This is a genomic window from Mesorhizobium sp. RIZ17 (assembly GCF_051127865.1).
Classification (GTDB): Bacteria; Pseudomonadota; Alphaproteobacteria; order Rhizobiales; family Rhizobiaceae; genus Mesorhizobium; species Mesorhizobium humile.
This window is the reverse complement of sequence record NZ_CP147861.1, coordinates 3,794,296-3,819,749: the sequence shown is the minus strand read 5'-3', so window position 1 is coordinate 3,819,749 and position 25,454 is coordinate 3,794,296. Positions and strand designations below refer to the sequence as shown.

The window sequence follows — 25,454 nt, the reverse complement described above, 5'->3', positions numbered from 1 at the left end:
GGCACATGACCCGGCAAAAGCGCTCCCACCACAAGCTGAAACGAGCGGTCGCACCCTATCTCTATCTGTCGCCCTCGCTCATCATCATCGGCCTTCTGATGCTGCTGCCGATGGTGACGGTGATCGCCTACTCGTTCCAGAACAGCGCGGTGCTGCGTCGCGACCCTTCCTTTGCCGGACTGAAACACTACCAGGCGATCTACGACGATCCGGTGTTCTGGGCTTCGCTGTGGCACACGCTCTACTTCACCTGCATGAGCGTCGTTTTCCACATGACCATCGGCATGGTCTTCGCGCTCATGCTGAACAGCGACCGCATCAATCCAACGCTGCGCAATATCCTGCGCGTGCTCTACATACTGCCCTGGCTGTTCACCGCGGTGATCATCGCGGTGATCTGGCGTCTGCTGCTCGAGCCGAACGGCGTCGTGAACAGCATTCTCATCCAGTTGGGCATCATCGGTTCCAAGATCGAGTGGTTTTCCTCGCCCGAGACCGCGCTGCACGCGGTCACCTTCGCCAACATCTGGGCGGGCTACCCGCTTTTCATGGTCAGCCTGCTCGCCGGTCTGCAAGGCATTCCCAAGGATTTCTACGAGGCCGCCGATATCGACGGGGCGAAGGCCTATCAGAAGCTGATCTTCATCACGATCCCGCAGCTGATGCCGATCATCATCAGCATCTCGCTGCTCGACTTCATCTGGACCATGCAGGTCTTCCCGTTGATCTGGATAACGACGGGCGGCGGTCCGATCTACTCGACCGAGGTGCTCAGCACCTACACCTACAAGCTGGCGTTCTCGAGCTACAACCTGTCCCAAGCGTCGGCGAGCGCCGTGGTCATCCTGCTGATCTCTCTCGGCCTGACGCTGTTCTATATCCGTTATCAAAAGGCCCGGTAGTCGCCATGAGGAAAAGACACACGCCGAAAGACAGGCTGATCACCGTCGCGCTGCATGTTGGTCTTGCGGCGGGGCTGTTTTTCGCGGCCTTCCCGATCTACTGGATGCTCAGCAGCTCGTTCAAATCGAATACCGAAATCTTCGCCTTGCCGCCGACCATCCTGCCGAAGGCCTTCACGCTGGAAGCGTATGAAGCCATCCTTGGCGACCCGGTGAAGCTGCGCTTCTTCTTCAACAGCTACTTCGTCGCCGGAGCGGTGACCGTGCTGACGGTGCTGATCGCCTTGCTGGCGGCCTATGGGTTCAGCCGCTTCAATTTCCGCGGCAAGGGCAGCCTCAACACGCTCATCATCAGCACGCAGACGATCCCGCCGATCACGCTTCTGATCCCCTTCTTCGGGCTTGTCGTCTCCTATGGCATCTTCGACACCTATGTCGCGCTGATCCTGACCTACCTGGTGTTCACCCTGCCCTACGCAATCCTGTTGATGACGGGATATCTGAACACCTTGCCCCGCGATCTCGATGAAGCGGTGGCTGTCGACGGCGGCAGCAGCTGGACGGCGCTCTGGCGGGTAATCGTGCCGATCTCACTGCCTGGTATCGTGGCGACGTCGGTCTACACATTCCTGTTGTGCTGGAACGAGTTTCTCTTCGCACTGACGCTGACGAAGTCGACGTCCATGCGCACCGTCCCGATCGGCATCCAGCTGTTGATGGGGCAGCACGCCTTCGAATGGAACCAGATGATGGCGATGAGCGTGCTCGGCTCGCTGCCGCTCTTGCTGATCTACCTCATCGCCCAGAGGTTCTTCCTCGCCGGCATGACCGCGGGCTCGGTCAAATAGATGTTCCGCGGAGAACCAAGGAATGAAAGGATGAACGTGAAAGACCTCAAAGTCGGCTGCCAGACCTTCACCTGGGAAATGCTGGGAGACCGGTTCACCGGCGGCCCCGACGATCTCATCAAGGCTATCGCCGATGGCGGCTATGCCGGCATCGAGATCACCGACACGATGATCGGCCGCTATGCCGGCAAGCCGGCCGAATTCGCCGCGGCGCTGAAGTCACGCGGCCTGACGCTGGTCTCCTTCGCCTTCGGCTCGAAGAGCGGCTTCACGCTGAAGGACAAGATCGGCGAAGACCTCGAGGCCGCCAAGCGTTGGATCGACTTCGCCGCCGCCTTTCCGGGCGCGCTGGTGTCGATGGGCTCGGCGACCGTCGTTTCCGACGGGCCGCGCGACGACAAGTTCGCGATCGCCGCGGACGTCTACAACAAGGCCGGCGAGCTTGGCCGTAAAGCCGGCGTGCAGGTCGCGGTGCATCCGAGCTCGCACCACGACACGCTGCTCTTCGACCGCGCCGACTATGACCGCATCTTCTCCCTGCTCGACGCTTCGCTGGTCGGCTGGGTGCCGGACACCGGCCACATTTTGCGCGGTCACAAGGACATGGCCGACACGCTGACCGCCTATCGCGACCGCATCCGCTACGTGCATCTGAAGGACGTCGATGCGAAGGGCAGCTGGGCCATGCTCGGCAAAGGCGTCTGCGACACGGCCAAGGTGATCGAGATCGCGAGCGCCGCGCCCAATTTCAACGGCTGGCTGGTACTTGAGGAAGAGTCCGAGACCGCCGCCGCTGATCCTGCCGGCGCGGTCAAGACCAACCGCCAGACCATGCGCGGCTACGGGGCATAAGACGATGATCCGCAAGAAAGACCGTCGTCTTCGTGTCGGTGTGCTCGGCTGCGGGCCGATCGCGCAGTTCGCGCACCTGGAATCCTGCGTGAAGGCGAGCAATGCCGATCTTTACGCAATCTGCGACGCCGCGCCCGATCTGCTGGCACGCATGGGCGCGACCTACGAGCCGCAGAAGATATATGGCGACTATGACGAGATGCTCGCCGACCCCGAACTGGAGGCGGTGATCGTCGCCACCTCGGACGCCTATCACGTGCCGATGTCGATCAAGGCGCTGGAGGCCGGCAAGCATGTGCTGTGCGAAAAGCCGATCGGCGTCTCGGTCGAGGAAGGCAAGACGCTGGCCGAGGCGGTCAAGCGCTCGGGCAAGGTGCTGCAGGTCGGGCACATGAAGCGCTTCGACCCGGCGCTGGAGGCGGCGCGCGATTTCGTCCGCGACGAGATGGGCGACATCCTGGCGCTGAAGGCCTGGTATTGCGATTCCACGCATCGCTACACCAACACCGATGCCGTGCAGCCGCTGCCCGTCACCAGCAAGCTGGCCAGGAAGCCCTCCGGCAATCCGAAGGCGGATCTCAGGCAATATTTCATGCTGGCGCATGGCTCGCATCTGGTCGACACGGCGCGCTTCCTCGCCGGCGAGATCACCGCCGTGCGCGCCCGGCTGAACGAGCGCTTCGGCGCCTATTGCTGGTTCGTCGAGACCGAGTTCGCCAATGGCGCGCTCGGCCATCTCGATCTCACCGTCGCCGTGCGCATGGACTGGCACGAGGGCTTCCAGCTCTATGGCGAGAACGGCTCGGTGATCGCGAAGACCTTCAATCCCTGGTACTTCCGCGCCAGCGAAGTCGATATCTTCCACGAGAAGGACGCGACATCGCGAAAACCGCTCGGCGCCGATGGCCATTTCTTCCGCCGCCAGTTGGAAGGCCTCGCCGACACGGTGCTCGACGGCAAGCCGATGCGCGGCGCCGATGTCGAGGACGGGCTCGCCTCGATCCGCGCCATGGTGGCGATCGCCCGCTCGGTCGAAAGCGGCGGACGCGTCGAGATCGCCAGCGTGACGGGAGCGGTCTGATGCAGTTCGGGGTGTTCGCCAAGACTTTTGCGGGCAGCGAGCCGTCCGGCGTTCTTGCCGCCGTGCGCGATGCGGGCTTCGCGGTCACCCAATTCAACCTCGCCTGCGCCGGCCTGGCGTCGATGCCGGATAGTGTTCCGGACGACGCGATCCGCGCCATCGATGCCGCCGCCAAGGCTTCGGGCATCGGCCTGGTCGCGCTCTCGGGCACCTACAACATGGCGCATCCCGACAAAGCCGTACGCGAGGATGGGCAGCGCCGGTTGGCCGTCGTCATCGAGACAGCAGCCAAGCTTTCCACGCCTCTCGTCACGCTCTGCACCGGAACGCGCAATGCCGGGGACCAGTGGACGCACCATCCGGACAATGCCGATCCCTCGGCCTGGGCCGACATGGCGCGCGAGATGGAGAAGGCCCTGCTGATGGCCGAGCGCCATGGCGTCGATCTCGGCATCGAGCCGGAGCAGGCCAACATCGTCACCTCGGCCGGCGACGCCATGCGGCTGATCGCCGAGATGGGTTCGAAGCGTCTGCGCATCGTGCTCGATCCCGCCAATCTGTTCGAACAGGCCAATCCCGACGAGGCGCGCGCCATCGTTGCCGCCGCGGTCGAACGAACGGCGGGCCATGTGTCTTTGGCGCATGCCAAGGATCGTTTTGCCGACGGCCGCTTCGCCACCGCGGGACAAGGCGTCGTCGACTTTCCCGACTTCGTCGCCCGCCTTAAGGCCGGCGGCTTCGACGGACCGCTGGTGACGCATGGGCTCACGGCCGAGGAGGCGCCCGGTGTCGCATGCTTCCTCAAGGAGCTGGTCTGATGGCGGCCCGGACGAAGCTGCTCCGCGACGGTGCCGTGCTCGGCATCACCGATACCGGCGAAGGCCTGGCGGTCGTCTTCCAGCACGGGCTGGGCGGCGGTGAGGCGCAGGTCGCGCAGACGTTCCCCGCGGGCTTCCGGCGCATCACGCTGGAATGCCGCGGGCATGGCGGTTCCGGGCTTGGCGAGCGGCGGCCGTTCTCGCTGCAGATGTTCGCCGACGACGTGCTCGCCGCCGCCGATCAGGTCGGCCTCGACCGCTTCGTCGCCGGCGGCGTGTCGATGGGGGCGGCGATCGCCATGCGCCTTGCCTGCCGCCATCCTGATCGCATCACCGGGCTGGTGCTGGTGCGGCCGGCGTGGAGCTTCGGCCCGGCGCCGGACAACATGCAGCCGATCGCCGAGGTCGCCCGCCTGATCCTCGATCATGGTCCGGACAGAGCGCGGACGATCTTCGCGCAGTCCGAGACGGCGCTGCGTCTCTACCGCGAGGCGCCCGACAATCTCACCTCGCTGCTCGGCTATTTCGACCGGGCGGATGCCCATACCTTCGCGCAGGTGCTGTCCAACATCGCGGCCGACGGACTGGGCGTTTCCGAACAGGGCGCCACCGCCTTGCGCGTTCCGACGCTGGTCATCGGCAATGCGGTCGATGCCGTGCACCCGCTCTCGGCCGCCTACACGCTTGCCGCCGCGATACCCGATGCGATCTTCGCCGAGATCACCCCCAAGGCGCGCGACGGCGCCAAGCATTTCAGCGAGCTGCACACGCAGATCGCAAACTTCCTGCAATCCCACTCGAAAGTCCGGAGCCTCATTCCGTCATGACCAGCAAATCCCTCTCCGGCCCCTCGGCAATAGCCGCCTTGCCGCGCAACCGGCTGATCGGCGAGTTCTCGCTATGGTCGGCGGACCTCGCCAATATGGAGCGCGACCTGAAGCGCATCGAAGCCTATGCCGACCTGCACCATATCGACGTGGCCGACGCCCGCTTCACGCCCGGCTTCCTTTTTTTCCCGGACCTTGTGGCGCGCATCGCAAAGCTGACGGCAAGGCCGATCCATGTGCATCTGATGGTCGAGGCCGAAATCGTCGAGACGCAGACGCGCCAGTTCATCGAAGCCGGCGCCGACCTCGTCACCATCCATGCCGAGAATGGCGAGGCCGGCCTGCGCGCGGTGAAGCTGGCACATGAGCTCGGCGCCGCGGCCGGCGTGGTGCTGCGGCTGGAGACGCCGGTGTCGGCGATCGAGCCGTTCCTGTCGGACGTCGCCTTCGTGACGCTGCTCGGCACCTCGATCGGCGTCAAGGGACAGAGCCTGTCCGAAAAAGCCGGCCCGCGCCTGATCGAGGCGCGCGCGCTGATGCGGAAGGCCGGCCGCGAGGCCGACATCATCCTCGCTGCCGATGGCGGCATCCGCCACGAGACCGTGCCGAAGCTGAGCGCCGCCGGCGCCGACACTGTGGTGCTGGGCTCGCTCGCCTTCGGCGATCCGGACCTCGCGCAGCGCATGGCCTGGCTGCACGGATTGAAGGCCGCCGCCTGATGAGCACGATCGCGCTTGCCTTCGATCTCGGCGGCACGGAGCTGCGCGGCGCGCTGGTCGAGCGCAGCGGCGACGTCATCGCGCGCGTCTCGGAACCGACGATGGCCGGCGCTGGATCGGACGCGGTGATCGGCCGCATCATCGCGCTTGCCAACAAACTGCTGGACGACCACCCGCAGGCCCAGGTGATGGGCATCGGCGCCTGCGCGCCAGGGCCGCTCGATCCGAAGGCCGGCATCGTCATCGGACCGCCGACCCTGTCCGGCTGGCACAACGTGCCGATGATCGACATCCTGGGGCGGCAGTTCGGCCTGCCGGTCAGGCTGGAGAACGACGCCAACGCGGCGGCACTCGGCGAATGGCGTTTCGGCGCCGGCCGCGGCACGGAATCTTTGGTCTTCGTCACCGTCTCGACCGGCATCGGCGGCGGCGTCATCGCCGATGGCCACATCTATCATGGACGGCGCGGACTGGCGGCCGAGATCGGCCACATGACGATCACCGGCGAGGGCGAACGCTGCTTCTGCGGCAATGTCGGCTGCTTCGAGGCGGTCGCCTCCGGTACCGCGCTGGGGCGGCAGGCGACGCGGCTGACAGCACCGGGCGACGGTTCGGCGTTGAGGCGCCTCGCCAAGGACGGAGACATCTCCGGCCGGCATGTCGTGGAGGCCGCGCTCGCAGGCGATGCGACCGCCCGCCAGCTGATCGAGGCCGAGGCGAGATGGCTGGGCATAGGCTTCACCAATCTGCTGCATCTTTATTCGCCCGACCTGATCGTCATGGGCGGTGGGCTCTCCAACGGTTTCGACCTTTTGGCGCCGGGGATACGGGCGACCATCGACGAGCGCGCGATGGCCGCCTATCGCGACGTGCCGATGGTGCGAGCCGAGCTCGGCGACCGTGCCGGCCTGGTCGGCGCCGCCAGCCTGATCCTGTGGGAGGGCGAGCCCGGCACGGCGCTGGCGATGGTGCAGAACGAGGCAACGAAGGCCTCCACCCGAGCATGACGAAAACGATGGAGCGGCCTCTTCGATTCCTGCTGCATTGCAGCACATCAAAACAGGCGGCACACCATTTTAATTATTGACGCATGTCAAATTTTTATAAAGCATGCGGAAATGCTGGCGATGCATCAGCCAGCGCTCTGGGAGGAGCAATGCCTGTCACAGAAGAAACCCGAACCCGGGGGCGCAATCCGCGCAGCGGGCAGTCGGCATCCGGTCATCACTTTCGCAGGGCAAGCGCCGGGGTCGCTTGTGTCCCGTCAGGCATTCCCGCTCCCGGAAAACGAGCCGACAACCCAAAATTCGGAGGAGGAATATCCATGCGCATCTTCAACGGCCTGACGCTAGGCGCGGGCCTGCTTGCAACCATCGTCTCGGCGCCGGCCTATGCGGGGGACGCGAAGGTCGCGGCGATCGTGAAAGGCCTCGACAACCCTTTCTTCCAGACCATGCAGAAGGGCATCGAGGAGCAAGCCAAGGCCGACGGCGTCGCCGTCACCGTCCAGGCCGCCGCCAATATGGGCGACGCGACCGGCCAGGCCGACAAGCTGACCGCCATGGCCCTGCAGGATTACGACTGTTACCTGGTCAACCCGATCAGCGTCTCCAACCTGGTGCAGGCGCTGGTGCCGGTGGCGCAGAAGAAGAAGCCGATCATCAACATCGACTCGACCATCGACGCCGAGCAGGCCAAGGCTGCGGGCTTCGCCGTCTCCACCTATATCGGCACCGACAACGTCGCCGCCGGCGCGCTGGCCGGCGAGGAGATGCTGAAGCTGGTGCCGAAGGGCTCCAAGGTGGCGCTTATCGCCGGCATCGTCGGCGACGTCGGCTCCAACGCCCGCATCAAGGGCTTTAAGCAGGCCGTCGAGGGCAAGCTCGAAGTGGTTGTGATGGTGAGCGCCGACTGGGACCGCGAGAAGGCGCTGACGGCGGCCACCGACATCCTGGCCGCCCATCCGGACCTCGCCGGCTTCTTCGCCGCCAACGACATCATGGCGCTCGGCGTCGAGCGCGCCGTGCAGACGTCGGGCAAGGACGTCAAGGTGATCGGCCTCGACGGCATCGTCGACGCGCTGAAATCGGTCGCGGCCGGCGAACTCACGGCCACCGTCGCGCAATACCCCTATGTGGTCGGCGCGATGGGCGTGGAGGCCTGCAAGGCGGCGGTGATGGGCAAGGAACTGCCTGCCAACGTGCCGGCGCCGGTGCTGCTCATCAACAAGGCCAATGCCGAGGCATCGCTGAAGAACTTCCCCGCCCCCGGCGGCGACTATCCCGATCCGTTGCGCGAGCTGCTGAAGTGAGCCTACCGACAGACAACGCGCCCGCCGCCCCATCGGCGGGCGCGACGGAGGAGAGCCGTTCCTCCCTTGCGGCTCTCCTCCTCGATCCTTCCTTCTGGGCCGACTGGGCATCCGTGGTCGGCCTGGTCGGCCTCGTCATCCTGTTCGGCGTCACCTCGCCGGTCTTCCTCAGCATCGCCAACCTGCAGGCGCTGCTGCTCGCCGCCGCGATCCTTGTCGTGCTGTCGATCGGCCAGACCTTCGTCGTCGCGACCTCCGGCATCGACCTGTCGCTGGCCGCCGCCGTCATGCTGGGCGCCGTCATCCTCGGCCTTGTCAACGCCGCCGGCTGGGGCATCTTTGCGGCCTGCGTGCTCGCGGTTCTCGCCACCAGCGCGGTCGGCCTGCTCAACGGCGTGCTGATCATCGCGGGGCGCATTCCCGATTTCGTGGTCACGCTCGGCACGCTCTCCGGCATCACCGGGCTCGGCCTGATCATCTCCGGCGGCGAACCGAGCATGGTCGGCTCGACCTTCCTGCTCAAGCTCGCATCCGGCTCGTTCGGACCGTTCGGCTATCCCGTCTGGGTGGCGATCGCGGCGGTCGTCGTCGCCCATATCGCGCTTTACCACACGCGCTTCGGCGTGCATCTTCTGGCGACCGGCGGCCAGGCCGAAAGCGCTGCCGCGCTGGGCATCCGCACCGGCCGGGTCAAGATCGCCGCATACACGATCTCCGGCTTCTGCGCCGGCATCGCCGCGATCCTCCTGGTGGCGCGCATCGGCTCGGCCGAGCCGCAGATCAACACCAGCCTGCTGTTGAATTCGGTGGCGGCCGTGGTGCTGGGCGGCGTCAGCCTGTTCGGCGGCCGCGCCAGCATCCTGGGGCCGGCCATCGGCGCGCTGATGCTGACGGCGCTGGTCAACGGGCTGACGCTGCTCAGCGTCTCGGCCTTCTACCAACCGCTTGCCGTGGGCGCCATCGTGGTGCTGGCGGCGCTGATCATGCGGTATCAGAAATGAGCGTCGTCAATCATATCCCATCCGCCGAAGCGGTGCTTGCCTGCGAGGGGCTGAGCAAGCATTTCGGCGGCATCCGCGCCTTCACCGATGTCGGCTTCCAGGCCCGCCGCGGCGAGGTCACAGCCGTGATCGGCGACAACGGCGCCGGCAAGTCGACGCTGATTCGCTGCCTGGTCGGCGTGCATCAACCGGACGGCGGCGCGATCTATTTCGACGGCCGCCAGCATCCGTTCGCCAATCCGGACGAGGCGCGTAAGGCAGGCATCGAGACGGTGCACCAGAATCTGGCGCTGATCGACGAATTGACGGTGGCGCAGAACCTTTTCCTCAATCGCGAGATCGTTCGCCGCATCGGCCCGTTCGCGCTGCTCGACCGCAAGGCGATGAAGGCCCAGGCCCGCGCCATGCTGTCCAAGCTGTCGATCAACGTGCCCTCGGTGGGCCAGCGCGTGCGGCGCCTGTCGGGCGGGCAAAGGCAGGCGATCTCGATCTGCCGGGCCGCCGGTTCCGGCGCCAAGCTGGTGGTGATGGACGAGCCGACGGCGGCGCTCGGCGTGCAGGAGACGGCCAATGTCGAGGCGCTGATCCGCAAGCTGCGCGAGCAAGGCGTGAGCGTCATCCTGATCAGCCATAATTTCGATCAGGTGCGGCGCCTGTCCGACCAGATCTGGGTGATGCGCGCCGGCAGGATGGTGGCGACGGTGCGCGCATCCGAAACCAGCGGCAACGAGCTGGTGGCGCTGGTGACCGGGGCGGCGTGACGCGCGCGACGCCTTGGAACTTGAAACAATTTCGTGGAATGGGAGTGTTGCCGTGGCGCTGATCCGTGTCGGGCTTGTGGGTCTTGGAGAGGTCGCGCAGTCGATCCATCTGCCGGTGCTGGCCGACCAGCGCGACCGCTGGGTGATTGCGGGCGTGCACGACGTTTCGCCGAGCCTGGTGAAACTCGTTACCTCGGAATATGCGACCGCCAAAGCATATGAGAGCGCGGAAGCGCTGATCGGCTCGCCCGACATCGACGCGGTGTTCGTGCTCTCCTCCGACGACACGCACAGCCGCTTCGTGCGTGCCGCCATCGCGGCCGACAAGCATATCCTGCTGGAAAAACCCGCCTGCCTGACGGTGCGCGAGATCGACGAGCTTTTGGCGCTGAGCAAGGACTACGCCAAGACCGTCTTCGTCGGCTATATGCGCCGCTACGCGCCGGCCTACCTGGCGGCGCGCGAAGAGCTGCCGGCGCATGGCGACATCACCCATGTGCGCATCTTCGACCTCATCTCGGAGGGCCGGCATTTCCTGAACAAGAGCCAGAACATCCTCTACCCGCACGACATCGATCCGGCGATCCTTGCGCGCGGCGCAAAGGAGCGGGACGCGCTGATCCGCGAGGTCGTGGGCAAGGACGCCTCGGGCGATCTGGTCCGCGCCTATCGCGGGCTGACGGCGCTTTCTTCGCACCACATCTCGGCGATGCGCGGACTGATCGGCGAACCGCGGCGGGTGGTTGCAGCTCACCGCACCAATGGCGGCGCCAACACCAGCGTCACCTTCGACTATGGCCACTTCGCCTGCCTCTATGACGCGGTGGTCGACGACCTCGGCCTGTTCGACGCCATGATCGAGGTACGCTCGAACACAAAGCGCGTGCGCATCATCTACGACACGCCCTATATCCGCAGTCTGCCGACGCGGCTGGAGGTGACGGAAGCCGGCCCGCTCGGCCCCGTGACGAAAGCGCTGGGTCCGCTCTATGGAGACGCCTTCTCCAACGAGCTCGAGGCTTTCCACCGCCACATCATGGACCGCACCAGGCCGCTGACTGACCTTGCGGATTCGCGCCGCGACCTGGCGCTAATGGCCGAGATCATCGAGCGGATGAAAGCGTGCGGCGGGACCTGAGATCGCCGCTTGTCTCGTCATGGCCGCTGGCCGGCGCGGCCTTGGCGAGGACGCACCAGCAGATAGAAGCCGAAATCGGAATTGGCGCTGCTTGGCGACTCGATCGCCAATTTGACCTTCGAGGTGATGCTATGCTGGCCAATTTGAGCGGCGACGTCGCCATTGCCGACATCGCCCAGGCCTGCAGCCTCTCGGTCAGCTACTTCGCCCGCGCCTTTCGCCGGACGATGGGTGTTCCGCCGTACAAGTGGCTTATGAGCGAGCGCATCCGCAAGGCAAAGACGTTGCTCAGCCAAAGCAGGCTTGGAATTTGCGAAGTGGCCCTCGCGGGCGGGTTCGTCGACCAAAGCCATCTGACGCGCGTGTTTCGTTGCACCGTTGGCCAGACACCTCGCCTATGGAGAAAGGAGGCCGGCACCAGGACGGATTAGCGTCGGTCAACCTAGCATCTGCCGCGCCTCGTCAGGCTCACACGGTGGTCAAGCCGCCGTCAACGAACATCTCGAGGCCGTTGACGTAGCTCGAGGCTTCGCTGGCCAGAAACACGGCCGCCTTACCGATCTCGTCGGGCTCACCGATACGGCCGGCGGGATGCCGGTCGCGGATCGATTGGATAATCGCTTCCACCTTCCCCTCGCCGCCGGCCTTGGCGGATGCACTGCGAAGCGACGGCGTGTCGACCGCTCCGGGGCTCAGCAGATTGATCCTGATGCCCGTTCCCTTCACGTCCTTGATCCAGGCCCGCATGCAGCCGCGCAGCGCCGCCTTGAGACCGCCATAGACGCCCATTCCGGCGGGTGGCTCCACGGATGCAGTGGACCCGATCATGATGACAGAGCCTGTCTCTGTCATCAGAGGAACAGCCGACTGGATTGCGAACACGATGCCCTTGAAATTGACATCGATCATCTTGTCGACCTGATCTTCGGTGATCGCGCCGAGCGGCGCATGCTCGCCGACGACAGCGTTGGCCACCAGGATATCGAGCCGGCCGTGCCGCGCCTTCACGTCTTTCAGCAGCCGATCCATCCCGGACGGGCTGCCGGCATCCGCGACGGTCCCGAAGGCATTCTCTCCCAACTTCGCGCAAGCTGATTGAAGGTCGTCGTCTTCCCGGCCCGTGATGACAACCACGGCGCCCTCTCGAATAAATGTGGTCGCGATGCCGAAGCCCACGCCACGCGCGCCGCCGGTGATCACCGCCACTTTGCCGTTCAGTACCTGTGCCATATCTCATCCTCATTTTCAGATCGGTGTATCCAGGTCGGTTTCCCAACCCTTCGTTCCGTGATAAACGAAGATGCCCTGGACTATCCATGCTTGAACGGCCAAGTGTCTACATCAGGAGTCCAAATTGCATGACGCGCTGTCCGATATCCTGGCGCTGATAGAGATGCGCAGCATACCCTGCACGCGGCTGGAAGCGGCCGGCGAATGGGCATGGCGCTTCCCGGCGAAACCAATCCTCAAATTCGTAGCGGTGCTGAAGGGCGGATGCTGGCTCATCCTCAACGGTGAGGAGCGGTACCGCCTTGAAACAGGCGACACATTTCTGCTCGCCAACGCTTCAGACTATGTCGTCGCAAGCGATCCCGGCAAACGCCCCGAAGACGGCATGGCTGCCTTCGATTGGGATCGCTCCGACATCGCGCGGTATCAGGGTGACGATACCGTCTTGCTCGGCGGCGGCTTCGCCCTCGAAGGCAACAATGCCGGGCTGCTGCTGGATGTCCTTCCCGATGTGATGATCCTGTCCGCCGCCGGTCCCTCGGCCGCCGTTCTGCATGGTTCGCTGAAGCTTCTGGACGAAGAGGTGCGAGCGGCGCGAATGGGCACGACGCTGTTGACGCACCGCCTCGCCGACATTCTTCTCGTGCAGGCGCTGCGGGCTTTCGTGGATCAAGGTGGCGGAGGTGTCGGGGGATGGCTTGCCGCTCTGAAGGACCCGCGCCTCGGCGCCTCTATCAACCTGATGCACCGGACGCCCGAGCGGCAGTGGACACTGAGAGAACTCGCCGCCGAGGCCGGCATGTCGCGGTCTTCCTACGTCGCCCATTTCAAGGAGGCGGTCGGCATGCCACCGATGGAGTACCTGCGTCGTTGGCGGATGGAGAAGGCGCGGGACGCGCTGCGCAACGCAAACACTTCGCTCGCCGATCTGGCCCACGATCTCGGCTTCGCCTCCGAAAGCTCGTTTGGCAACACCTTCAAGCGCGTGTTCGGGCATTCGCCGCGAAACTACTGGGCAACCCGGGACAGTGCCCTGGTGTCAAGTTGAGGCGCTCGCTGCGGCCGTGCCCTTATGGGCGGGCTGATATCGACAGCCTGAATACCGCTGACGTGACCTTATCCGTCTGCAATGTTGCTGCCTCAGTTCTGGACATGGTGTTCACCAGCTGCGGACTAAAGTCTGCCAAATGTCGGCCCGCTTGTACCCATCAGGCCTCTTGCAACAGGGATCCGGTTTCGAGCACGGCTTCCTCAGAGCAACGCCAGATTAATGCGCTGGTCGGCGCGTTGACCTTAATGCATGTCGCCCAAAAGTGCGCAGCGGTTTTGGGACAACGACATGCATAAAAACAACAACCTAAAGCGCGCCGCATGAGGCCGTTCCGACGCGACGCGCTTTAGCCGTATGCGCGTCCCATCGGAACATCTCGGGTAAGTGAAAGTCCTGATCGGAGCCGAGCGTGCTGCTATGTGTGCCAGCCTGCCCAAGGCCGTGCGGGAGGCCGCGAGCTGACCGTGAATCGGCGTGCAAAATTGACCCCTCCCCCTGCGCCGGAGCGCCCCGTAGCCGGGAATTCCGAGTGACGCAGCGATCACTGACCGCGCGGCGGCTGATAAAAGTGGGTGGACAACAATCCTTTCACCCCGCAGTTGTTGACCTACCAGCCGACCCGCTTGCCGTCGAAAGTAAGGAACGAACCGCTGTCCTCGACCGATGCGCAGTGGATTATTTCGCAAAGGCCGCGGGCGCTGTCCTCCGCTGGCAAAGCCGCTTCGGGGCCACCCATATCGGTTTTCACCCAGCCCGGGTGAAGCGCGAGCACAGTGATGCCGGCGGGCTTCAGGTCGCGCGCGAGCTGCACCGTCGCCATGTTGAGCGCGGCCTTGGAGCAGCGATAGGCATAGTCGTCGTCATCATCGTCGAGCAGGCCTTCCGCCATCGAGCCGGCGCGGCTGCCGATATTGGCGATGAGGGGGCCGGCGGCTAGCCGAAGGTTCGGGAGCAGGGCCTTGGCCATGAGGATCGGCGCCAGCGTATTGGCGCTGATGACGTCGAGGAACGCCTCCGGCTCCAGGGCCACCAATCCGGGCGCCCGGCTGCGGACGGCGGCATTGTTGACCAGCACGTCGAGAGGCCGGTCCGCCAGCTGCGCCGCAAGGGAGCGGATCGATGCCGGATCGGTCACGTCCAGCGGCTGGAATTCGACGCGTTCCTCAAAACCATCCGCGGGGAAGGCGCGGCCGCAGGCGATGACCCGCCAGCCGGCCCGCGCATACTGGCGGGCCAGTTCGCGGCCGAGGCCACGCCCCGCGCCGGTGATCAGGACGGTGCCCGGCTGTCCTGGCTCAGCGGCCACGCCCGGCTCTCCGCGCCGGCACGAGACTTTCCTGCCTTGCGATCGTGGCATAGATCTCGCCGGAATATTTGACGCGCCGTTCCTGCGTTTCGTAGTCGACATGAGTGATGCCGAAGGGCGTCGTATAGCCGTAGGCCCATTCGAAATTGTCCATCAGCGTCCAGGCGAAATAGCCCTTCATCGGCACGCCCTCGGCCGCGGCCTTCGCCACCTGCTCGAGATGGTCGACATAGTAGGCGGCGCGCAGATCGTCCCAGATATGTCCGTCGGCGCCGACCCGCTCGGGCCGCGTCGCGACGCCGTTCTCGGAAATGTAGATCGCTTGCGGCGCATAGCGGTCGTTGACGTAGCGCAGGATGTCGTACATCGAGCGCGGCCAGATCTCGTAGCCCACCGCCGAATAGAGCCCTTCCGGCTGCACGCGGCGATAGTCGAGGGGGCTAAGTTCCGTGCCCGCCGCTATCACCGAACGGCGATAGATGTTGACCCCGAGATAGTCGACGGGCGTTGCGATCAGCCTGTTGTCGTCTGCGTGGATCTCCGGAAGCAGGTCGCCATAGAGGTCGAGCATGTCCTGCGGATAGGCGCCCTTGAAGACGGCGTCGAGGAACCAGCGGTTCTGCGCGCCGTCGAAGCGCCGCGCCGCGGCGACATCGCGCGGGTCGCCGCTTGCCGGCTCGGCGACGTTGAGGTCGAAGACGATGCCGACCGACGCGTCGGGCACCTCGGCGCGGATGGCCGGCACGGCCTTGCCGTGGCCTAGCAGCGCGTGATGGCTGGCGGCGGCGCCGCCTTTCGTCCCGTCGCGCAAGCCCGGGGCGTCCTCGCCCGAGGCGTGGCCCGACCAGCAGAAGGTCCAGGGTTCGTTGAGCGTCGTCCATTTCTTGACTCGGTCGCCGAAGCTGCGCGCGGCAAGTGCAGCGTATTCGGCAAGCGCGTCGGAAGTATCGCGGCTGTACCAGCCGCCGCGCTCCTGCAGCGCCTGCGGCAGATCCCAGTGGTAGAGCGTGAGATAAGGCTCGATGCCGGCTTCCAGCAGGCCGTCGATCAGCCTGTCGTAGAAGGCGATGCCCTTGGCGTTGGGAATACCGCGGCCCTCGGGGAGAAGCCGGGTCCAGGCGAGCGAAAAGCGATAAGCGCCGAGACCAAGCGTCTTGAGCACGGCAATGTCGTCGCCCCAGCGATGGTAGCTGTCACAGGCAACGTCGCCGCTGGAGCCGTCGATGATCACGCCCGGAACCTTGCAGAAGCGGTCCCAGATACTCTCGCCCTTGCCGTCGGCGGCCGGCGCGCCCTCGATCTGATAGGACGCGGTGGCGGCGCCGAAGACGAAGCCTTTCGGCATGACGAGGGAAGCGGCCCGCGCTTCGATATCCCGGCGCGATTTATCGATGCTTGATGTCATATTTTCTCTCGACGGTACTGACCAGGCTGGCCGCCGCCAGCGTCAGCAGGATGTAGAAGATGGCGGCGGAGTTGTATGGGGCGAAGGGCAGGAAGCTTGCCGACTGGAATTCCCGCATGCGCTGGGTGATATCGCGGATCGACAGGATCGACAGCAGCGAGGTGTCCTTCAGGATGGCGATCAGCTCGTTGCCGAGCGGCGGGATGATGATGCGGAAGGCCTGGGGCAGGATCACCAGTCGCGCCGTCTGCCAGCCATTGAGGCCGAGGCTGCGCGCCGCTTCGAGCTGGCCGCGCGGGATGGCATTGATGCCGGAGCGAAAGATCTCGGCCAGATAGGCGGAGTAGGCCAGCGCCATGGCGGCGATGCCGCGCGCAAGGTTCGGCGGATCGAAGACGCCCTGGGTGGCGTCCTTGAGCGCGCCCGCCAGCGGCAGGCCGACATAGAGCACGATGACCAGCATCGGGATGCCGCGAATGGTGTCGACGATGAATTCCGAGCCGATCGAGAGCGGATGGCGGCGGTGGATATGGCCGCCGAAGGTCAGCAGGCCAAGCACGATGGCAAGCACAGCGAGCGTGATGCCGGATGCCTTGTCGCGGTCGCTCAGCGTCTGCGTCTGCCAGAGCACCGGCAGGTCGGCGGGCGCCGAGGCGGAGGGAAGCAGCGCGGCGCTGACGTCCTTCTTGGCCAGCGCGGCGAGCGCTTCCGGCGCACCCTTGAAGGTGCGCAGCGGCACTTCGTTTTCGGGGCCGGATGGAAACTGGCCGAAGCGCACGGCGCCGATCATGCCGGCGGGCGTGCCCGATATCACGGCGACCTTGCCTTCAAGGCTGCCCGCCAGCGTGTAGGCCTGGCGCGGCTGCATCAGGAACCATGCGGCCGCGCAGGCCAGCAACGCCGTGATGACAATGAAGGAGAAATCGGCTCGCCTGCTGTATTCTAGGTTGAGCAGGCCGACCCAGACGAGGCCGAGCAGCGCCGCCAGAATATAGGCCGCGATCGCCGCGCGGATGGTGGTGGCCACGCCGGCCGCGAAGGCCATCGGCGCCAGGAACAGGATAAAGACCAGCCCGGCGCCGTTGACCAGGCCGAGGGTCGCGCGTCCGGCGCGCCGCGTGACGTCGCCATTATCCCGCCGGCCGCCGACGAGAAAAAGAGCGAGGGCGACGACGGTCACAGCTAGATAGATCCACAAAAGCGTCGAGACGTGGCCGTGCACCATCGCCTCGGCCTCGCCGGTCAACTGGCGGGGCGTCACGCCCTGGACGACCAGCTTGGACGTGAAAGGATCGACGGCGTTGGCAACGACCGACGATGCGTAGGGATAGACCAGGCCGGTCGTCGCTGCGGCGAGCGCCGCCACGAGGTTGATGGCGGCGCATAACAGCGCAAGGCGCGGTTTCAGTGCCTTGGCGCGACTGAAGACGATGACGCCGATGCCGGCGGCGAAGGCGACAGCCAGCAGCACAAAGCCGGGCACGAACGCTGACGAGCCGTGCTCGACGCCGAGGATAGCGCGCAGCGAACGCTGGTAATCGGCCGACGAGGCAAAGAGGTAGACGATGAACGGCAGGGCGGCGGCAATGATGAGATTGCTGGGCCGAAGGCGCATCAGGAGCTGCATCGAATGACCGCCCTCCAACAAAAAGGTCCCGGCGCGGCGGCGCGCCGGGACCATCGACCACGATTACTTGACGCCCCAGTACTTGCTGATCAGCGCGTCCAGCGTGCCATCCTTCTTGATGGCCTCGATGCCTTCGTTGAAGGCCGCGGCGTTCTCGTCGCCCTTGCGGAAGACGAGGCCGAGCGGATCCGACTGGAGGTTGCGGATCGGCACCACCAGTTCGCCTGCGAACTCCTTCTCGTAGGCGGCGGCGTTGGCGCCGTTGATGACGACGCCGTCGACATCCTTGTTCTTGAGCGCGATCACGGATGCGCTGAAGCTGTCATAGGCCACGACATTGTCCTTGCCGACGATGCCTTCGGCGACCTGGGCGTCGGTCGTGTTGGCCTGGGCCGAGAGCTTCTTGCCCTTCGACTTGAAGTCGTCGACGCTCAAGCCTTCGTCCGCGACACGCATCAGCACGGCCTGGCTGTTGACGATGTAGGGCTCGGAGAAATCCATGGCCTTCTTGCGTTCGTCGGTGATCGAGACGCCGGAGGCGACGAAGTCGAAATTGCCCTGGTCGAGCGCGGCGAAGATGCCGTCCCAGCCGGTGGTGACGAACTCGGCCTTGCAGTTGATCTTGGCGCAGACGGCGTTGACCACATCGACATCGAAGCCGACGATCTGCCCAGTCGCGGTGTCGACGCTCTCCATCGGCGGCGAGGTGGTGTCGGAACCCACCTTCATGAGCTTGCCGCCAAGATCGGCGGCATGCGCGGCGCCGGACGCCAGCAGAGCCAGCGTCAGGCCAAACAGGACTTTCTTCATGCTGTTTCCTCCATTTTTCAAGGATTGTGGCGGCCGAGGCGGCCGCCGAGATTGTCAGCCTGCCGCGCGATCAACTGCGGGCGGAAGACCTCGGTGAGACGCGCGGCATCCTCGCCGGCCATCAGCCGCAGCAGGAATTCGCCCAGCCGGCGGCCGAGCACCTCGATGGGCTGGTAGAGCGTGGTGACGGGCGGACTGAAATAGGCGCTGACGTTGATGTCGTCATAGGCGATCACGTCGACATCGTCGCCGACCCGCAGGCCAAGCGAGCCAAGCGCCGACAGCGCGCCGAGCGTGGTGGATTCGTTGACGCAGACTAGGGCGGTTGGCGGCTGCGGCAGGCCGCGCAGCGTCAGCGTGCTGTCGCGGCCGAAACGGGTGGAGAGGTCACCGCCGGCGACCAGATCGAGCGACGGCTCCAGCCCTGCCTCGCGGAAAGCTCGGACAAAGCCATCGATCCGGTCCAGGGCGTAGGAGAAACGTTGCTCGGCATTGATCAGCGCGATACGGCGGTGTCCGCCGGCGATCAGCCGCGCGGTGGCGGCATGGGCTGCCCATTCGTTGTCGACGTCGACATGGGCATAGGTGAGCGGCTTGCGGCAGCGGCCGAGCGAGACGAAGGGGAAGCCCGATTGCGCCAGCATGGCAATGCGCGCGTCGTCGGCCAGCACGCCGGAGAAGATCAGCCCGTCGGAGAGCTTCTGGTCGGCGACGCGGCGGGCAACGGCGCAGGCGTCCTCGTAGGAACGATAGCCGTGGACCGAAAGCTGGTAATCGCTGCCGTCGAGCGCCTGACTGATGCCGTTCAGGATCTGCGTATATTCGACGCCGTCCCATTCGTAGCCGGCGGCTGCGGTGAGCGGCATCAGTACGGCGGCCTGATAGGTCTTGCCGGTGCGCAGTGCCATGCCGCGCGCATTGGCCTGGTAGCCGAGTTCCTTGGCGGCGGCGAGGATTGCCTCGCGGGTCTGCTCGGTGACCACCGGCGAACCGCGCAGCGCTTTCGAGATCGTGCCGATGGAATAGCCGGTGTGCGCCGCCAGCGTCTTGATGGTCGGCGAAAGCCGGCTTGCCGCGATGCTGCCCTCTGCCATGTGCGCCTGCTCTCCTCTCAGGAATGGCATTACCGGCAAATAAAAACGTTTTCAAGAAAAATAAAAACGTTTTTATTATGAGATGCAAAGAAGCTGCCGGCGGAGTCGGGGCAGGCCCCCGCTACTCCTTGCCGGCCAGCACTGCCTCGAAGGTGCCCTCGAGAACCGACAACAGATGATCGGCGTTGGCCCGGGTGAAGATCATCGGCGGGCGCATCTTGAGCACGTTGTCGCCCGGCCCTTCCGTACCCATCAGCACGCCCCGCGCGCGGGCGCCGTCGCATATCTTCTTGGCCAACACCGTCGCCGGCTCCTTCGTCCGGCGGTCGGCGACCAGCTCGATGCCGAGGAACAGCCCCATGCCGCGCACGTCGCCGATAGCCTCGTGACGTTCCTGCATGCCGCGGAAACGCTCGATCAGGTAGTTGCCGATCTCCAAGGCGTTGCGGCGCAGGTCGCCCTGTTCGATCACGTCCAGCACCGCCAGTCCCGCCGCGCAGGACACCGGATTGCCGCCGAACGTGTTGAAATACTCCATGCCGTTGTTGAAGGACGCCGCGACCTCGCGCGTCGTCACCAGCGCCGCCATCGGATGGGCATTGCCGATCGGCTTGCCCATGGTGACGATGTCGGGCACGACACCCTGCGTCTCGAATGCCCACCAATGGCTGCCGACGCGGCCGAAGCCGACCTGAACCTCGTCGGCGACGCACAGCCCGCCGGCCGCGCGCACCATGGCGTAGACCTCGCTGAGGTACCCATCCGGTAGGAAGACCTGCCCGGCGACGCTGGGGATCGATTCTGCCATGAAAAGCGCCGGGGCGCGGCCCTCTCGGCGCATAGCGTCGATCTGTTCGGCGACGCTGGCGGCGAAGCGCTTCGCATGCTCCTCCGCTGGCCAGTCCGCCGGCGCGCGATAGCTGTCGGGGATCACCGCCTCGAAGACGTGGGGCTTGCGCCCCTTGCCGCCCTTGCGCTTGTATTTGTAAGGGCTGAGGTCGATCAGTTCCTGGGTCGTGCCATGATAGGCCCAGTCGAGCACGATGGCTTCCTCGCGGCCGGTGTGGGTACGCGCCATGCGCAGCATCAGGCTGTTGGCCTCGCTGCCCGAGCAGGCGAAGGAGGCGACGCCGAGCTCCGGAGGCAGTGTTGCCGTCAGCCGCTCGGCATAGGCGACGATGTTGTCGTGCAGGTAGCGTGTGTTGGTGTTGAGCTTCGCGGCCTGTCGGGCGATGGCCTCCACGACATGCGGATGCGCGTGGCCGAGATGGCAGACATTGTTGAAGCAGTCGAGATAGGCGCGACCGCGATCGTCGATCAGCCAGACGCCGTCGCCGCGCACGAACTTGATCGGCTCGGAATAGGAGATCGACAGGTTGGGCAGCATCGTCGCCTTACGGGCCGCGACGATCTCGGCCCGGCTGCGGCCGGTCTGCGTGAAAGTCTCGGGGGGAATGCCCACCAGCGCCGCCGCGTCGGGGAACAATTCGCGCCATACGCCCAGATAGCTCGCCTCGCCGACACCCAGAATCGCGCGTGCCGAGAGGCCGGTATCGGCCGAAATCTGGAGATGCAGATGCGGCGCCCAGCCGCCGTTTTGCGCGTGCGCGCCCATCTCGCCGACAAGCGCGCCGGCGGCGAGCTTCTGGCCGGGCTTCAGCCGCGCCACGACTTCATGGGCAAGATGCCCCCAGAGCGTGACGAAGGCAGGGCAGCCCTCGGGCTCGTGCAGCAGTGCCACGAGGCCGCCATAGCCGAGCGGCTCCTCCTCGATCTCGGCGCTCTGGACTGTCGCGGCGAGCGGTGTGTGGACCTTGGTGCCGGCCGGCATGAAGAGGTCGAGGCCGAGATGGCGGTCGCGCCGGCTGCCGTCGATGAAGCGCGACTTGAACATGTCGCCTGAGTAGACGCTGCGCGCCTCGCCCCATGGCCCGATGCCGAGGGCGACGCCCGTTTCGCTCGCATGGGCGTCCCACCAGGTGGAGGCCTTTTCAGGGTCGGCGGCGGCGGAGGCCACCGTCATCGGATTGGCGGCGTCGCCATAGGGCACCAGCGCCTTGGCCAGCGTGGCCGGGTGCGGGCGCACGACCGGCGCCATGTTCTTGGCATTGCGATCGATCCAGGTCGCGATAGCAGTTGCGCCGGGCACCGCATCGAAGCCGCAGGCATGACGCAGGATCGCCGTGGCAAAGCGCGGGTTCATCGCATCGAGGCGCCGCAGCATGCGCCAGGCCGGTGCCTCGCTGATCGCCAGGTAGGGATTGTCGCCGACACGGCTGGCGCGCGCCGCCGAAAGCGTCACGCTGATGACCAGTCGCGCCATGATGAGGTCGAACAAGACGTCGAGTTCTTCCTCACGCAACGGATAAAGGGCGTGGAAGCCGGCCGCCAGTTCGGCCACGGCGCCGATCGGGTCCTCCTGGTCGAGTATGGCATAGGCGCTGGCCACCGCCACCTCGGCGATCAGCACCGTGTGCAGTGCGTCGCCGAAATCGATCATGCCGGCGACGCTGTCCGGCCGGTCCGGATCGACCAGGACGTTCCAGTCATTGGCGTCGTTGTGGATGACCTGCGTCCGCAACATTGCGAGACGGGGCGCCACCTGCTTGTCGAAGCGATCGAGGAAGCGCTCCAGCACGGCCCGGTCGCCGGCATCGGCAACATGAGCGAGCCGGGCGTGGGCTTCGCCGGCGCGCCGGACATCCCAGTCCAGCGCGCGCAAGGCGCCGGGGTGGATGAAGCCCTGCAGGGCGCGATCCATGCGGCCCAGCATCTGGCCGAGAGAATTGAGAACCGCGGGGCTGCGTGTGCTTTCGGCGAGTGGCCTGCCCGGAAGCCACGACACCATACGCAGCGAATGACGCTCGCCAGACGCCGCCAGCGTGGTCGCCAGCGCGGTGCCCGATGCCGCCTTTCTCAGGCGCGGCAGCGAAAGGTCGGGCGCGACAGCCGCCAGATGAGTGAGCAAGGCCACCTGGAAAGCGCTCTCCAGGCCGGGTTCGCTGGCGTTGATGATCTTGAAGGTCCAGGTTCCGGCACTTGAAGCCAGCCGGAAGTTCTGGTCGCGCTCACTGTCGAGAGGGCTAAGCTCGCCTTCGATGCCGAAGTGCTCGCTCGCCAGAAGGGCGGCCTGGTCTATCGGGAAAGCGGGTGCGGGGTGGTAGAGATCGGTCATCGGGTTCTGCCGGCATGTCGCTGAAATTGGTGGATAGTTTTGCATGGCCGTGCAAATCAGACATCCGGCAAAGCGCCGGCCCTGCCGGCAGTCTGACGTGATCAGCCGGCATATTGCCGGCGCGCCATGGAGCCCGCGGTGAAGCAGCCGGACGCAAAAGACCAGGAGATCCTCGCCATCCTTTCCAAGGAGGCGCGCATCCCGCTGAAGGCGCTGGCTGCGCGCGTCGGCCTTTCGCGCAGCGCCGCCAGCGAGCGGGTGGCGCAGCTCGAGCGCGCCGGCGTGATCCGAGGCTATCGCGCCGATATCGGCCAGATGGACCGGGACGTCATCCGGGCCTTCCTTCTGGTGACGCTGGCCCGCACGCCCTCGATGAGCATCCTCGACAAGCTGGCCGGTTACGCCGAGGTGCGGCGCGTGTCCTCGATCAGCGGCCAGCTCGACCTCGTCGTCGAGGTCGAGGTGCCGTCGATCGACCGACTGAACAATCTGCGCGACAACATCGCCAGCGGGCCGGCGGTGCAGGACCTGACGACGCTGATCGTGCTGCGCCGGGATATCGACAGGGAGTAATAAAGGGGCGCTCTCTGGAGTGCCCCCTGAGGGTGGACAGTATCAAGCGGCGTTTTGATCCGTCATCATCATGGCGCTTGGGACACCGCTGGTGCTCGGCCCCTTTTGCCGTAGGCCTCAGCCTCGTGCGGTTTGGGCCTAGGCGACTGGCGGCGATCAGATATATTTCCCTAATTCTTGCGAAGCTGCCTGATGTACCAAACCATGATTAGCGACAGGCTGACGAAGACGGCGGCGGCGAGGATGACCGAGGCGACGGCGAGCCGTGGCGTGCCGGCCGAGCGGAGGCTGAGCCACATCAACACCGGTAGGGTCTGGGTGTCGCGTGTCGTGAGGAACAGCGCCATGACGAATTCGTTGAGCGATATTACGAAGGCGAACAGGGCGGATGAGATGATGCCGGTCGAAACCGACGGCAAGACGATCTCCAGGAAGGTCCGCAGCGGCCTGCCCCCGAGATCGTAGGAGGCTTCGACAATGCGATGGTCCACGGTGCGGAAGGTCGCTTCCATCAGCATGAAGACCAGCGGCATCGCCCACAGCGAATGCGCGAGCATGACAAGCGCACGCGAGCCGTAAACGTTGATGCCCAGCAGCGAGACGTTGCCGAAGGCCATCGCGACGCCCAGCCCCAGCACGACGCCGGGCATGAAGAGCGGCAGCATGATCAGGAGATAGACGAGAGGCTTGAAGACAAAGGTGAAACGCTCGAACGCCCAGGCTGCGAGGACCCCCGATACCGTCGAGATGACCGTCGTTCCGAGCGCGATGATGATGCTGCTCGTCAAGGCATCGACCCACTGCGGGCTGGCGAAGAAATCGCCATACCATTTCAGCGACCAGACCTTGATAGGGAAGCGGATCGCCGATGCATCGTTGAAGGACATGGCGAGCGTGACCAGCACTGGGATCGCGATATAGGCGATGATGGAGACGGTGAAGGCAAACGTCAGGATGCGCAGAAAAATGGTGTCCTTGCGCGCCCGTAGCGCGGGTATGGCCGCGGCATTGCGCGTCGGAAGGATCGAAGTTTCAGCCATTGAGCGCGGTCCGTTTCGACGTCAGCGCGCGGACGATCACCATCACCAGCGCGACGCCGATGGTCAGCACGATCGAGAAGGCGGCCGCGCGGGGCCAGTTGTGCTTGCCCAGCATCTGTTCCTGGATCAGGTAGCCGATCGTCCAGAGCGTATCCGGGCCGAGTGCGGAAGGCGTCGCATAGGTGCCGACCGCCCAGATGAAGGACTGTGCGAAGGCCGCGGCGATTCCGCCTTTTGTAAGCGGCAGGAGCACTTCATAAAAGGTCCGCAGCGGCGCGGAGCCGAGATCAGCGCTGGCCTCCAGAACCTTCTTGTCGATGCCATCGAAGATCGACAGCAGGATGAAGAAGCAGAACGGCAAGGTCACGTAGGTCAGACCGACGAAGGCCGCGAATTCGGTGTACATCAGGCTGATCTTGTCGGTGATGAGCCCGGACGAGACGAGCGCGTAGCTGAGCAGGCCGTTCTTCGGAAAGAACATCCACCAGCCGAAGATGATCGATATCTCCGAAATCAGCAGCGGGCAAAGCGCCAGCGCGATGAACGCCAGCCGCCAGCGCTTCGGCTTCAGCCACACCAGCATCGCGAAGGCGTAGCCGATGACGACCGTGACGACGGAAGAGATGAGGGCCAGCCGCATCGTCGTGAACAGCGCGCCGCGGAAGGTCTGGTCAGTCAGCATGGCCGCGTAATTATCGAACGTGAAGCCCGGCACGTAGAAGCGCTGGTCGATATGCTCATTGAAGCTCATGCGCGCCATGAAGGCGATCGGCAGGCCGAAAAAGGCGACCGCGATCAGAAGTGCCGGCGCCATCAGCAGCCAAGGCGCAAGCCGCGCGCGCAGCCCGGCCTTTCGTCTGGCGGCGTCCGGAGCGCTCATTTCCG

At 65.2% G+C, this 25,454-nt stretch carries 24 protein-coding genes; 15 read left to right on the top strand and 9 right to left on the bottom strand.

Features of this window, described 5'->3' with window-relative positions:
- Window positions 1-5: 5 nt before the first annotated feature.
- From WDX12_RS18290 to WDX12_RS18230, 13 genes are all read left to right on the top strand, one after another.
- Window positions 6-902: a carbohydrate ABC transporter permease gene (locus tag WDX12_RS18290; RefSeq protein WP_434721491.1), complete on the top strand. Its 897-nt coding sequence runs from the start codon at window positions 6-8 to the stop codon at window positions 900-902.
- 5 nt (window positions 903-907) lie between these two features.
- Window positions 908-1,750 (top strand): carbohydrate ABC transporter permease, encoded by an 843-nt coding sequence (locus WDX12_RS18285; protein WP_320298557.1) that lies wholly within the window; start codon window positions 908-910, stop codon window positions 1,748-1,750.
- 30 nt (window positions 1,751-1,780) lie between these two features.
- Window positions 1,781-2,602: a sugar phosphate isomerase/epimerase family protein gene (locus WDX12_RS18280; RefSeq protein ID WP_434721490.1), complete on the top strand. Its 822-nt coding sequence runs from the start codon at window positions 1,781-1,783 to the stop codon at window positions 2,600-2,602.
- 4 nt (window positions 2,603-2,606) lie between these two features.
- A complete protein-coding gene (locus WDX12_RS18275) occupies window positions 2,607-3,683 on the top strand; it encodes a Gfo/Idh/MocA family protein (protein ID WP_320298555.1) in 1,077 nt (358 codons plus the stop codon).
- Complete coding sequence (locus tag WDX12_RS18270; protein WP_320298554.1) at window positions 3,683-4,501, top strand: sugar phosphate isomerase/epimerase family protein; 819 nt, start codon at window positions 3,683-3,685, stop codon at window positions 4,499-4,501. Before WDX12_RS18275 ends, WDX12_RS18270 begins: the two co-directional genes overlap by 1 nt.
- Window positions 4,501-5,328 (top strand): alpha/beta fold hydrolase, encoded by an 828-nt coding sequence (locus WDX12_RS18265; RefSeq protein ID WP_434721489.1) that lies wholly within the window; start codon window positions 4,501-4,503, stop codon window positions 5,326-5,328. Before WDX12_RS18270 ends, WDX12_RS18265 begins: the two co-directional genes overlap by 1 nt.
- Entirely contained in the window at window positions 5,325-6,047 is a 723-nt protein-coding gene (locus WDX12_RS18260; protein ID WP_434721488.1) for a ribulose-phosphate 3-epimerase, read from the top strand. The genes WDX12_RS18265 and WDX12_RS18260 overlap by 4 nt, the downstream gene beginning before the upstream one ends.
- Window positions 6,047-7,054 carry an ROK family protein gene (locus WDX12_RS18255; RefSeq protein ID WP_434721487.1) on the top strand — a complete coding sequence of 336 codons (1,008 nt, stop codon included), beginning with the start codon at window positions 6,047-6,049 and terminating at the stop codon, window positions 7,052-7,054. The genes WDX12_RS18260 and WDX12_RS18255 overlap by 1 nt, the downstream gene beginning before the upstream one ends.
- A gap of 317 nt (window positions 7,055-7,371) precedes the next feature.
- Window positions 7,372-8,358 (top strand): sugar ABC transporter substrate-binding protein, encoded by a 987-nt coding sequence (locus tag WDX12_RS18250; protein WP_320298550.1) that lies wholly within the window; start codon window positions 7,372-7,374, stop codon window positions 8,356-8,358.
- A complete protein-coding gene (locus WDX12_RS18245) occupies window positions 8,355-9,359 on the top strand; it encodes an ABC transporter permease (protein ID WP_434721486.1) in 1,005 nt (334 codons plus the stop codon). Before WDX12_RS18250 ends, WDX12_RS18245 begins: the two co-directional genes overlap by 4 nt.
- Complete coding sequence (locus WDX12_RS18240; protein ID WP_434721485.1) at window positions 9,356-10,120, top strand: ATP-binding cassette domain-containing protein; 765 nt, start codon at window positions 9,356-9,358, stop codon at window positions 10,118-10,120. Before WDX12_RS18245 ends, WDX12_RS18240 begins: the two co-directional genes overlap by 4 nt.
- 52 nt (window positions 10,121-10,172) lie before the next feature.
- Window positions 10,173-11,258, top strand: a complete 1,086-nt coding sequence (locus WDX12_RS18235) for a Gfo/Idh/MocA family protein (RefSeq protein WP_434721484.1) — start codon at window positions 10,173-10,175, stop codon at window positions 11,256-11,258.
- Between the two features lie 131 nt (window positions 11,259-11,389).
- A complete protein-coding gene (locus WDX12_RS18230) occupies window positions 11,390-11,689 on the top strand; it encodes a helix-turn-helix transcriptional regulator (RefSeq protein WP_434721483.1) in 300 nt (99 codons plus the stop codon).
- 37 nt (window positions 11,690-11,726) lie between these two features.
- Here WDX12_RS18230 and WDX12_RS18225 read toward each other — a convergent pair whose 3' ends face one another.
- Window positions 11,727-12,488 carry an SDR family NAD(P)-dependent oxidoreductase gene (locus tag WDX12_RS18225; RefSeq protein ID WP_434721482.1) on the bottom strand — a complete coding sequence of 254 codons (762 nt, stop codon included), beginning with the start codon at window positions 12,486-12,488 and terminating at the stop codon, window positions 11,727-11,729.
- Window positions 12,489-12,612: 124 nt separating this feature from the next.
- On the opposite strand from WDX12_RS18225, the gene WDX12_RS18220 reads away from it, so the two are divergent.
- On the top strand, window positions 12,613-13,536 hold the full coding sequence (locus WDX12_RS18220; protein WP_434721481.1) for an AraC family transcriptional regulator: 924 nt from the start codon (window positions 12,613-12,615) through the stop codon (window positions 13,534-13,536).
- A gap of 610 nt (window positions 13,537-14,146) precedes the next feature.
- Here WDX12_RS18220 and WDX12_RS18215 read toward each other — a convergent pair.
- The 6 genes from WDX12_RS18215 to WDX12_RS18190 all read right to left on the bottom strand — a co-directional run bounded on the left by WDX12_RS18215 (window position 14,147) and on the right by WDX12_RS18190 (window position 22,956).
- Window positions 14,147-14,845, bottom strand: coding sequence for an SDR family oxidoreductase (locus WDX12_RS18215; RefSeq protein ID WP_434721480.1), 699 nt, complete (start codon window positions 14,843-14,845; stop codon window positions 14,147-14,149).
- Window positions 14,835-16,250: a GH1 family beta-glucosidase gene (locus WDX12_RS18210; protein ID WP_434721479.1), complete on the bottom strand. Its 1,416-nt coding sequence runs from the start codon at window positions 16,248-16,250 to the stop codon at window positions 14,835-14,837. The genes WDX12_RS18215 and WDX12_RS18210 overlap by 11 nt, the downstream gene beginning before the upstream one ends.
- Window positions 16,231-17,877, bottom strand: coding sequence for an amino acid ABC transporter permease (locus WDX12_RS18205; protein ID WP_434721478.1), 1,647 nt, complete (start codon window positions 17,875-17,877; stop codon window positions 16,231-16,233). The genes WDX12_RS18210 and WDX12_RS18205 overlap by 20 nt, the downstream gene beginning before the upstream one ends.
- A 63-nt stretch (window positions 17,878-17,940) precedes the next feature.
- A complete protein-coding gene (locus tag WDX12_RS18200; RefSeq protein WP_434721477.1) occupies window positions 17,941-18,687 on the bottom strand; it encodes a transporter substrate-binding domain-containing protein in 747 nt (248 codons plus the stop codon).
- A gap of 17 nt (window positions 18,688-18,704) precedes the next feature.
- Window positions 18,705-19,781, bottom strand: coding sequence for a LacI family DNA-binding transcriptional regulator (locus WDX12_RS18195; RefSeq protein WP_434721476.1), 1,077 nt, complete (start codon window positions 19,779-19,781; stop codon window positions 18,705-18,707).
- A gap of 121 nt (window positions 19,782-19,902) precedes the next feature.
- A complete protein-coding gene (locus tag WDX12_RS18190; protein WP_434721475.1) occupies window positions 19,903-22,956 on the bottom strand; it encodes an aminotransferase class III-fold pyridoxal phosphate-dependent enzyme in 3,054 nt (1,017 codons plus the stop codon).
- Window positions 22,957-23,082: 126 nt separating this feature from the next.
- Here WDX12_RS18190 and WDX12_RS18185 point away from each other — a divergent pair, with 126 nt between their 5' ends.
- The gene (locus WDX12_RS18185) at window positions 23,083-23,529 is read left to right on the top strand and encodes an Lrp/AsnC family transcriptional regulator (protein ID WP_434721474.1); all 447 of its coding nucleotides are present in this window, start codon (window positions 23,083-23,085) and stop codon (window positions 23,527-23,529) included.
- Between the two features lie 170 nt (window positions 23,530-23,699).
- Here WDX12_RS18185 and WDX12_RS18180 read toward each other — a convergent pair whose 3' ends face one another.
- Together WDX12_RS18180 and WDX12_RS18175 are read right to left on the bottom strand one after the other, a co-directional pair.
- Window positions 23,700-24,569 (bottom strand): ABC transporter permease, encoded by an 870-nt coding sequence (locus tag WDX12_RS18180; RefSeq protein WP_434721473.1) that lies wholly within the window; start codon window positions 24,567-24,569, stop codon window positions 23,700-23,702.
- Entirely contained in the window at window positions 24,562-25,449 is an 888-nt protein-coding gene (locus tag WDX12_RS18175; RefSeq protein ID WP_320298536.1) for an ABC transporter permease, read from the bottom strand. Before WDX12_RS18175 ends, WDX12_RS18180 begins: the two co-directional genes overlap by 8 nt.
- Window positions 25,450-25,454: the final 5 nt, after the last annotated feature.

Bases quoted from the DNA above. Each gene is read 5' to 3' on its own strand.
- WDX12_RS18205 (WP_434721478.1), bottom strand. From the start codon at position 17,877: ATGCAGCTCCTGATGCGCCTTCGGCCCAGCAATCTCATCATTGCCGCC.
- WDX12_RS18230 (WP_434721483.1), top strand. From the start codon at position 11,390: ATGCTGGCCAATTTGAGCGGCGACGTCGCCATTGCCGACATCGCCCAG.
- WDX12_RS18195 (WP_434721476.1), bottom strand. From the start codon at position 19,781: ATGGCAGAGGGCAGCATCGCGGCAAGCCGGCTTTCGCCGACCATCAAG.
- WDX12_RS18290 (WP_434721491.1), top strand. From the start codon at position 6: ATGACCCGGCAAAAGCGCTCCCACCACAAGCTGAAACGAGCGGTCGCA.
- WDX12_RS18200 (WP_434721477.1), bottom strand. From the start codon at position 18,687: ATGAAGAAAGTCCTGTTTGGCCTGACGCTGGCTCTGCTGGCGTCCGGC.
- WDX12_RS18265 (WP_434721489.1), top strand. From the start codon at position 4,501: ATGGCGGCCCGGACGAAGCTGCTCCGCGACGGTGCCGTGCTCGGCATC.
- WDX12_RS18260 (WP_434721488.1), top strand. From the start codon at position 5,325: ATGACCAGCAAATCCCTCTCCGGCCCCTCGGCAATAGCCGCCTTGCCG.
- WDX12_RS18185 (WP_434721474.1), top strand. From the start codon at position 23,083: ATGGAGCCCGCGGTGAAGCAGCCGGACGCAAAAGACCAGGAGATCCTC.
- WDX12_RS18180 (WP_434721473.1), bottom strand. From the start codon at position 24,569: ATGGCTGAAACTTCGATCCTTCCGACGCGCAATGCCGCGGCCATACCC.
- WDX12_RS18285 (WP_320298557.1), top strand. From the start codon at position 908: ATGAGGAAAAGACACACGCCGAAAGACAGGCTGATCACCGTCGCGCTG.
- WDX12_RS18280 (WP_434721490.1), top strand. From the start codon at position 1,781: ATGAACGTGAAAGACCTCAAAGTCGGCTGCCAGACCTTCACCTGGGAA.
- WDX12_RS18250 (WP_320298550.1), top strand. From the start codon at position 7,372: ATGCGCATCTTCAACGGCCTGACGCTAGGCGCGGGCCTGCTTGCAACC.
- WDX12_RS18210 (WP_434721479.1), bottom strand. From the start codon at position 16,250: ATGACATCAAGCATCGATAAATCGCGCCGGGATATCGAAGCGCGGGCC.
- WDX12_RS18175 (WP_320298536.1), bottom strand. From the start codon at position 25,449: ATGAGCGCTCCGGACGCCGCCAGACGAAAGGCCGGGCTGCGCGCGCGG.
- WDX12_RS18275 (WP_320298555.1), top strand. From the start codon at position 2,607: ATGATCCGCAAGAAAGACCGTCGTCTTCGTGTCGGTGTGCTCGGCTGC.
- WDX12_RS18190 (WP_434721475.1), bottom strand. From the start codon at position 22,956: ATGACCGATCTCTACCACCCCGCACCCGCTTTCCCGATAGACCAGGCC.
- WDX12_RS18255 (WP_434721487.1), top strand. From the start codon at position 6,047: ATGAGCACGATCGCGCTTGCCTTCGATCTCGGCGGCACGGAGCTGCGC.
- WDX12_RS18240 (WP_434721485.1), top strand. From the start codon at position 9,356: ATGAGCGTCGTCAATCATATCCCATCCGCCGAAGCGGTGCTTGCCTGC.
- WDX12_RS18270 (WP_320298554.1), top strand. From the start codon at position 3,683: ATGCAGTTCGGGGTGTTCGCCAAGACTTTTGCGGGCAGCGAGCCGTCC.
- WDX12_RS18225 (WP_434721482.1), bottom strand. From the start codon at position 12,488: ATGGCACAGGTACTGAACGGCAAAGTGGCGGTGATCACCGGCGGCGCG.